The 7,573-nt window shown below is 73.1% G+C and carries 6 protein-coding genes; 4 read left to right on the top strand and 2 right to left on the bottom strand.

From position 1 onward, the window contains the following. Nucleotides 1–349 precede the first annotated feature (349 nt). The gene (locus AAH979_RS06380) at nucleotides 350–1,078 is read right to left on the bottom strand and encodes a class I SAM-dependent methyltransferase (protein ID WP_346257092.1); all 729 of its coding nucleotides are present in this window, start codon (nucleotides 1,076–1,078) and stop codon (nucleotides 350–352) included. Between the two features lie 203 nt (nucleotides 1,079–1,281). On the opposite strand from AAH979_RS06380, the gene AAH979_RS06375 reads away from it, so the two are divergent. Both AAH979_RS06375 and AAH979_RS06370 read left to right on the top strand, forming a co-directional pair. Continuing rightward, nucleotides 1,282–1,785 carry a DinB family protein gene (locus AAH979_RS06375; RefSeq protein WP_346257091.1) on the top strand — a complete coding sequence of 168 codons (504 nt, stop codon included), beginning with the start codon at nucleotides 1,282–1,284 and terminating at the stop codon, nucleotides 1,783–1,785. Nucleotides 1,786–2,004: 219 nt separating this feature from the next. Continuing rightward, nucleotides 2,005–2,187 (top strand): hypothetical protein, encoded by a 183-nt coding sequence (locus AAH979_RS06370; protein WP_346257090.1) that lies wholly within the window; start codon nucleotides 2,005–2,007, stop codon nucleotides 2,185–2,187. Nucleotides 2,188–2,276: 89 nt separating this feature from the next. On the opposite strand, the gene AAH979_RS06365 is transcribed toward AAH979_RS06370, so the two are convergent. Next, complete coding sequence (locus tag AAH979_RS06365) at nucleotides 2,277–4,583, bottom strand: helix-turn-helix domain-containing protein (RefSeq protein ID WP_346257089.1); 2,307 nt, start codon at nucleotides 4,581–4,583, stop codon at nucleotides 2,277–2,279. A 161-nt stretch (nucleotides 4,584–4,744) separates the two neighbouring features. Between AAH979_RS06365 and AAH979_RS06360 the strand changes: the two genes are divergently transcribed. Together AAH979_RS06360 and AAH979_RS06355 are read left to right on the top strand one after the other, a co-directional pair. Next, complete coding sequence (locus AAH979_RS06360) at nucleotides 4,745–5,467, top strand: hypothetical protein (protein ID WP_346257088.1); 723 nt, start codon at nucleotides 4,745–4,747, stop codon at nucleotides 5,465–5,467. Nucleotides 5,468–5,540: 73 nt separating this feature from the next. After that, nucleotides 5,541–7,571 carry a hypothetical protein gene (locus AAH979_RS06355; protein WP_346257087.1) on the top strand — a complete coding sequence of 677 codons (2,031 nt, stop codon included), beginning with the start codon at nucleotides 5,541–5,543 and terminating at the stop codon, nucleotides 7,569–7,571. Nucleotides 7,572–7,573: the final 2 nt, after the last annotated feature.

Genomic DNA, 7,573 nt, shown 5'->3' with positions numbered 1-7,573 from the left:
GCTTCCGGTGCACCGCCCGTCGTGTGCGGCGGGCGGTGCACCGGCGGCGGACGTGCGAACGGGACCCCGACGCGTCGAAGATCGGCCTCGTCACCACGTTCGTCAACCGCGGCGACGGCTCGTTCGTGGCCGGGCCGGTGGCGAACGATGACCTGGCGCACGCCTACCGGGCGCGTCCAAAGGTGATCAAGGAACGCGACAACGACTGGGTCAGCCGGGGCGCCGCGCTGACCATCGTCACCCCACCGGTCTACGGCCGGCTGACCAGCACCGACCCGCGGCCAGGGCTCGATCGGAGAAGCCGATGGCCAGCAACGGCGATGCCGGCTGGTGCACCGGTAAGACGATCTCAGGCCACGGGCAGGTCGGCGGCACGCCAGAGGCCGAGGGTTTTGTCGGCGTAGGCGCCGCCGGCCTCCGTACAGCCCTCGACGATCAGGCAGAGTGGCTCGGGCAGGCAGAACGGCGGCAGCTGGAAGTTGAGCGGGCGCCAGTCGCCGGTAGCCGCGTCGGCGTTGGTGTCGATCTCGACGAACGTGGTCATCAGCAGGTACTCGGCGCCGCTGGCCTTGATGTTGGCCAGCGCCCACCGGATCTGGTCGTACGTCAGGTGTACCAGGCAGTCGCGGCACAGGACCAGGTCGGCCCGGGGCAGGCGATCGCGGGTCAGATCGAGCAGTTCAAAACGCCGGTGCTCGTCGGCGTATCGAGCGTTGTTGCGGTCGACGATATCCGCGACGATGTCGGCGCCGATGTATCGGTCGAGCGTGCTCAGGTCGACGTGTCGCATCCAGCCAAAGTCGCCGCAAGGTGCATCGAGCATCACCTTCACGCCGAGCCGTCGCAGCAGCGCGGGGATCTCCACGCGGAGCACCGCCGTGGCGCCCAGTTCGGAGCCCTCGCCCGAGGTGGATTCCGAGCTTCCCCACAGGTTCGTGCGGTGGATGTAGGTGAAAATCTCGTCCTGTAGCCGGCCGGTCAGCTCGGCGGCGCGCTCGTGGTAGCGCAGGCTGGCGAGCACCGGCGGGCGCTCGGCGGCCGGGGGGAGGGGCCGGGGCGGACGGTCCTGGTCGCTCATGACGCTATTGTTCACGCTCCTGAGAACTGGGTATCGGCGGCAGAACTGGGTATCGGCGGCAGAACTGGGTATCGGCGGCGGGCTGGCCCCAGCCGGCCGCTCAGCCGGTAGCGGCGGCGTGGGTGAGGGTGTCGACGAGAACGACGGCCGCATGCGTGGTTGAGTGGGTCGAGAGGGCCCGCCACGCGAAGGGAGCCGAAGACGTGAACGGTGCGCAGCTGCTCGGTGACGGGTTCGGCCGGGTACGCGACGAGCTGCGGGCGACGGTCGAAGGGCTGACCACGGAGCAGCTCGTGTACCGCCCCACGCCGGAGGCCAACTCGATCGGTTGGCTGGTCTGGCACCTGACCCGGATCCAGGACGACCACGTCGCCGACGTCGCCGGGACGGAGCAGGTCTGGACGGCGGCCGGCTGGTCCGACGAGTTCGGGCTGCCGTTCGACGTGTCGGCGACCGGCTTTGGACACAGCAGCGCCGACGTCGCGGCGGTACGGGTCCGGCCGGAGCAGTTGCTCGGCTACTACGACGCGGTGCACGACCGGACTGTCGAGTTCCTCTCCGGACTCACCGACGACGACTTCGACCGGATCGTCGACCCCTCGTGGGATCCGCCGGTGAGCCTCGGCGCCCGCCTGGTCAGCGTGCTCAGCGACGACCTGGAGCACCTCGGGCAGGCGGCCTACGTACGCGGCATGCTGCCCCACTGACCGCCGGGCGGGTTCCGGGCGGAGTCAGCACATCCTCATCACTCGGACGGCGGGCCTGCGCATGCCGTTCACCGGACTGTCGATGATCTTCGAGTTCGAGACGGTGTGGCTACCTTTCCCCACGCCGTAGAGGCGAGATGTCGCTGCGCAGGACCCGTACCCGCTGCTGACCACCGCCGCGGCGCTGGTGGCACCGCTATCAACACGGGCGGGCTCGCGATGGAGTTCGCGCCGAGCCCGGAGAATCCGTGGGACGCGGCCTCGGCGACCGACCGGCCCGAGTCGCCGACCGTGCTGACCGTGGCGGTCTATCCGGACCGGACGGTGGTGCGCGCGTTCGACGTGCTCACCGGTGGGCAGGTCAACGAGGCTGCCCTGGGCAACCCGCTCTACCGTGGCTGACCGAGCCGACCCGGAACAGGAAGGAGTTCCGGTCCGGTGACCCATCGGGCCGGGGCTCCGGCACCTCCGCGCCCGCCTGCCGCGGCCGATTACCCGGTCCGGCCTCCTCCGGCTCCGGTGACCGCCGCCAGACCGTCCAGCGCGCGCCGGCTCGCTGCCTCGTGGCGTCGGTCGCCGAGGGCGCCGAACGCCGCAGCGGCTTGGTCGAGCAGGGTTGCCGCGTCGTGGAGCCGGCCGGTCTCGCGTACGGCGATCGCCAGCTCGTGCCGGGCGTACGCGGCGCCCCAGCCGTCGTCCACCTCGGTGAAGAGGCGGAGGGCCGCGTGGTGCTGGTCGATGGCGTCGAGGGCCCGGCCGGTATGGGTCAGCGCCCGGCCGAGGCCGACCCGGGTCATCGCCTCGCTGCCGGTGCTGCCGAGGGCCTGGAAGATGCGCAGCGCGCGGCCGTACTCGCGCAGCGCCTGTGCCGAACCATCTGACCGGGTCAGCGCGTGGCCGAGATGGTTGAGGGCGGCCGCCTCCTCCCACCAGTCGCCGTACTCGTGGGCCAGCGCGGCGGCCCGGCGCAGTACGGTGGCGGCCTGGGCGTACCGGCCCAGTTCGGACAGGGCCATGCCCATCCGATCCAGGGCCCACGCCTCCTCGACGGTGCCGGCGCCGCGCGCCACCCGGACCGCCTCGCTGGCGCAGCGCAGTGCCGCGGCCGGCCGTCGTAACTGGTACCAGGCGAGCGCCAGCGCGTTCAGGGCCGCCGCTGTCGGAACGGCGGCGCCCTGTCGGCGGGCCAGGCCGAGCGCTGTGCGGGCTAGTTCTCGCAGGTCGCGCCAGTGACAGCGCAGATCGTAGAACCAGGGCAGCACCGGGACCAGCGGGTGGACGAGATCGGCGCGGTTCAGCGCGGCGGCCCGCCGTACGCCACCGAGAATCGCCGCACGCTCGGCCTCGAGCCACCGGATCGCCTGCTGCTGACTGGCGTGGCTGGTGGTGCGCTGCCGTCCGTTGCCGGGGGCGCCGCCGGCCGTGTCGTCCAGGGCGAGCCGGGCGGCCATCTCCGCCGTCGTGCCGAGCAGCCAGCCAAGCAGGTCCTCCTCCGCGCCTCGACGTTGGTCTGGCTCTTCCTCGGCGATCAGGCGCTCCCGGGCGTAGAGCGCCAGCAGGTCGTGGATCCGGTACCGGCCGGGCGCCGTGCCGGGCTGGACCATGCCCGCCTGCTCGACGCTGCGCAGCAGCATCTCGGCCACCGAGGGCACCGTCCGGGTCAGGGCAGCGGCGGCTGGCACGGTGCACTCCGGTACGGGCAGCAGGGCGAGGCGGCGGAAGAGCCGGCGGGCGTCGGCCGGCAGGATCCGGTACGACATGTCGAAGCTGCTCCGCACCGCGCGGTCGCCGCCGGCCAGCCAGTCCAGGCGCTGGTGCCGGTCGGCCAGCGCCTCGGCGCAGTCGCGGAGTCGCCATCCGGACCAGGCGGCCAGTCGTCGGCCGGCGATCCGGGTGGCCAGGGGTAGTCCGGCGCAGTGCCGGGCGATCTCCGTGGCGGCGGCGGGCTCGGCGGCGATCCGGGCAGCGCCGACGATCTCGCCGAGCAGCGCTGTGGTGTCCTGTTCGGACAGCGGTCGGACGGGATGGTGCAGCGTGCCGTCCAGACCCATCAGCGGGTTGCGACTGGTCACGATGACCAGAACCTCGGCGGAGCCGGGCAGCAGCGGCCGGACCTGGGCCTCGGATGCGGCGTTGTCGACCAGGACGAGCATCCGGCGGCCGGCCAGCAGCGACCGGTACCAGCCGGCCAGCTCGGCATCGCCGTTGCGCGCCACCGCGTCCGCGACCCAGAGTGCGCGTAGCCACTGCCCGAGGGCGACGGCCGGCGCGACCGGCCGCTCGTCCGCGCCGCGCAGGTCGACGAAGAGTTGCCCGTCCGGGAAGTCCGGGGCGAGCAGGTGCGCCAGGTGCACCGCGAGACTGGTCTTGCCCACGCCCGGCGGTCCGGAGACCACCAGTACGGCCGGCGTCCGCGCGGCGGCGGCCGACAGCACAGCCAGGTCGTCGTCGCGGCCCACGAAGTCGGCCAGGTCTGCGGGAAGCTGGGCGGGGCGCGGACCGGCCGGCGGAGCCTCGACCGGACCGGCCGGAGCGGCGTTGCCAGCTGACTCGCCGTCGGCCCTGGCCGCGAGCGCCTCCTGCCACTTTCGGCGCAGTGTCGCGGCGTGTTCCGGGAAGACCCGCTCGTACCGGTGCAGCAGGTCCTCCGGCGGCAGGCGCCGGCCGTGCTCGTAATCGGAGAGTGCGCTGTGTGCGCGCAGGCCCAACCGGCGGGCGAGTACCCGCAGCGACAGGCCGGCGAGCCGGCGGCAGCGGCGTAGCGCCGTGCCCAGCGCGGCGTACGGGGCTTCGGTCATCACCAGTTCCAGCGGAGGCGACGGTGGCGCGGAGTCGGCGCGGTGAATCGGATGTGCTGGAAGCGTTCCGCAATCGGTCTGAAGAACGCAAGTCGACCGCGACGGTTGGTTGACTGTGCACCGTGCCGACGGTGGATCGGGCGTCGTGGAGGGGGTAGAGCGTGGTAGGGCAGGCGTTTCCGCTGTTGTCCGTGGTGCGGCCGGCCTCCGGCGCGGGGGAGATCCGGTCCGGCTACCTCCACCTGCAGTTTCCGTCGGTGGACCTGGCGGCGGTGCTGGGCCTGGTCGACGTGGCGCTCGACGAGCAGGGCTGGCTGCCGGGCGAAGCGCCGAACCGCGGTGCCCGGGCCGGGGACGGCCCGCGGTCGTACTACCAGAGCTGGCGGCACCCGACGGCGCCGGTCTGGCTGGCACGGGCGGCCATCGCGTTCCATCCGGTGGCCGTGACCATCGGCCGCGAGCGGATCGGGCCCCCGTTCTCGCCAGGCCGCCGGCTGCTCCGTAGCACGCTGCTGTACCTGGTACGCCGAGCCAGGACCCTCGGCGGTGTACCGCTGTCCGACGCGGCGCTGCTGCGGTTCCACGCGGATGCTCAGCGCCGGGTCGTCCAGGCGACCGCGATCGCGTTCGAGCTCGAACAGTTGACGTTCGCGCTGCGACACCGCAGGTGTCCGCGCTGTGCCCGCTGGGGTGAGCCACGGCAGCGCTGGTGCTGGGCCTGCCAGTACGAGTTCACCGGAGAGGAGGACCACGTGGCCGATGCAGCCGCGGCCGCCGCGCGGCAGCGCATCGACTGGCTTCGTGCACAGCGACTCGACGAGCCCACCGGCCGACCGCCGGCCGCGCCACCGCTGTCCGCGCTCGGCCTGGGCGGGCCGGCATGACCGAGCAGAGCGACGGCGTCAGCCAGCTCAGCCCGACATGCCAGGCCGCCGACGAGCGACGCGAGGAGTGGTCGTGACCGAAGCGCAGTGGGGAGACGGCATGGGAGCCCGGACGCTGTCCACCGCGGTGCCGGTCGGGGCGGCCGCGATCCGGCGGGCGGGGGAGCTGCCCGCCCGGATCTTCGCCTCGGCGGAACGGTGGGGCTGGGAGTTCCGGCCGCCGGGTCCGGTGGCGGTGCCACCCGACCTGCCCCAGCCCGTCTGCCACCTGCCGCCGCCGGCCTGGGCCACCGACGCGGTCCGGGCCCGTGGCCGCGCGAGGACGCTGCGGGTACTGCTCGGACTGGCGATCGGCGTGCTGGCCATCTCGTACGTGGTCGCCGGGTTCTACACCTTCGCCAGGGTGTCCGGAGCGCTCAGCGTGCCGGACGTGCCGGAGCCGGAGAAGACCCGCCTGGAGCAGGCGGCGGGGGCCCGGTATCTCGAGGCGCATCCGTTTGCCGACGAGCCGTTGCACTACCTGTCCATGGGGCCCGACGTGGTGCTGGGCCTGCTGCTGGCCGGCGTGCTGTTGTGGTTGGCGGTCGGGCCGCTCGCCCGGTCACGCGCTGCGGCCGGGCACCGGGACTGGCTCGGCGCGGTCCGCGACTCGCTGGACCGGTACGAGGCGGAGGCCGGGCCCTGGGCGGCCCGCCGACGGGCGGCCCGGGAGGAGGCGGAGGACCAGATCAATGGCCTGCCGTTCTGGTTTCCGCTAGGCCCGCACGACGACGGCCGGGTCGACGTGTACGGCGGCACCCCGCGCGGCTGGTGCTGCCTGCTGCTCACGATGGGCGCCTCCCTGGTCGGGGCGGGCGCCCGGCTGAGCCTGCTCGACCTGACCAGGGAGGGGGTCGGGCGGCCGCTGGTCCTGCTCGCCGAGGCGCACAACCGGTCGGTACGGCAGCTGAACCTGCCGGCCGACGCCCCGGGCCTCAACCTGCTGGCCGGACTGGAGGGCCGCGAGGTCGCCGAGTTGCTCGTCGTGGCCGCGCATGCGGCGGAGCCGGCCGCGTCCCCGGAGCGGCACACCCTGGACATGCGGGTGGTGGGCCAGGTGTGCGACATCCTCGCACCGGAGCTGACGATCGCCCGGGTCTGCGCCGGGCTGCGTACGCTGCTGCGCCAGGAGCCGTTTCCCGGCCCAGGCTCGGTACTGACCGTCGACGAGTACGAGCGCCTGCACGAGGCGTTCGGCGAGGTGTCCCGGAAGACTCTCGAGGATCGCATCGGCGCGATCGAGGCACGCCTACACCCGCTGCTGCGCTTCGGTGCCCACTCCGGTGCGCCGGTGCTCGACGGCACTGTCGAGATCTCCGTCGTGGAGGTGGACGAGGCGGCCGGTGACCTCGCGGCCGAGATGCTCGCCCCGTTGCTGCTCAACGTCGCAGCCGCCCACGCGCAGCACGGAACGGGCGGCGCCGGCGGTCGCCGGGCACTGGTCGTCGCCGGCGCGGACCTCGTCCCGCGCGCCCAACTCGAACGGCTGGACCGCATCGCGCGGCGCCGTGACATCCGGCTGGTCTATCTCTTCCGGCACGTGCGGCAGGACGCCGAACAGTTGCTCGGCAGCGGCGGGCCGGTGGTCCTCATGCGGGTGGGCAACGCCAAGGAGGCCGAGGCGGCGACGAACTTCATCGGGCGCGAGCACCGGTTCGTCGTCAGCCAGCTCACCATCGCCGCCGGCACCGGCACCAGCGAGTCCACCAGCACCACCCGTACGCACGGCACGTCCCGCTCCGAGACGAGGTCGGACAGCCGTACGTTCGGCGCCGGCCACGGCAGCCGCACGTCCGGCCGGAGCGTCACCGAGGGCACCTCGGAGAGTACGTCCCACGGCACGTCGGACGGGACGAGCACGTCGTTCAACGAGTCGGTCGGGCGGCAGCGCAACTATCAGCTCACCGTCGAGCCGCGCCAGCTACAGACCCTGCCGGAGACAGCGCTGTTCGTCGTCGACCCGGAACGACGAGAGGGGCCGCGAGCCCGGCTCGGCGACTGCAATCCGTGGATCGTCACCGCCGGCCGGGTACAGGACGAGCCGCGCCGCTCGTTGGCCGGGTGACC

The organism is Plantactinospora sp. ZYX-F-223, assembly GCF_039649625.1.
In the GTDB taxonomy this organism is placed as follows: domain Bacteria; phylum Actinomycetota; class Actinomycetes; order Mycobacteriales; family Micromonosporaceae; genus Plantactinospora.
The sequence above is the reverse complement of the archived record's forward strand: the minus strand, read 5'-3'. Positions and strand labels throughout refer to the sequence as shown.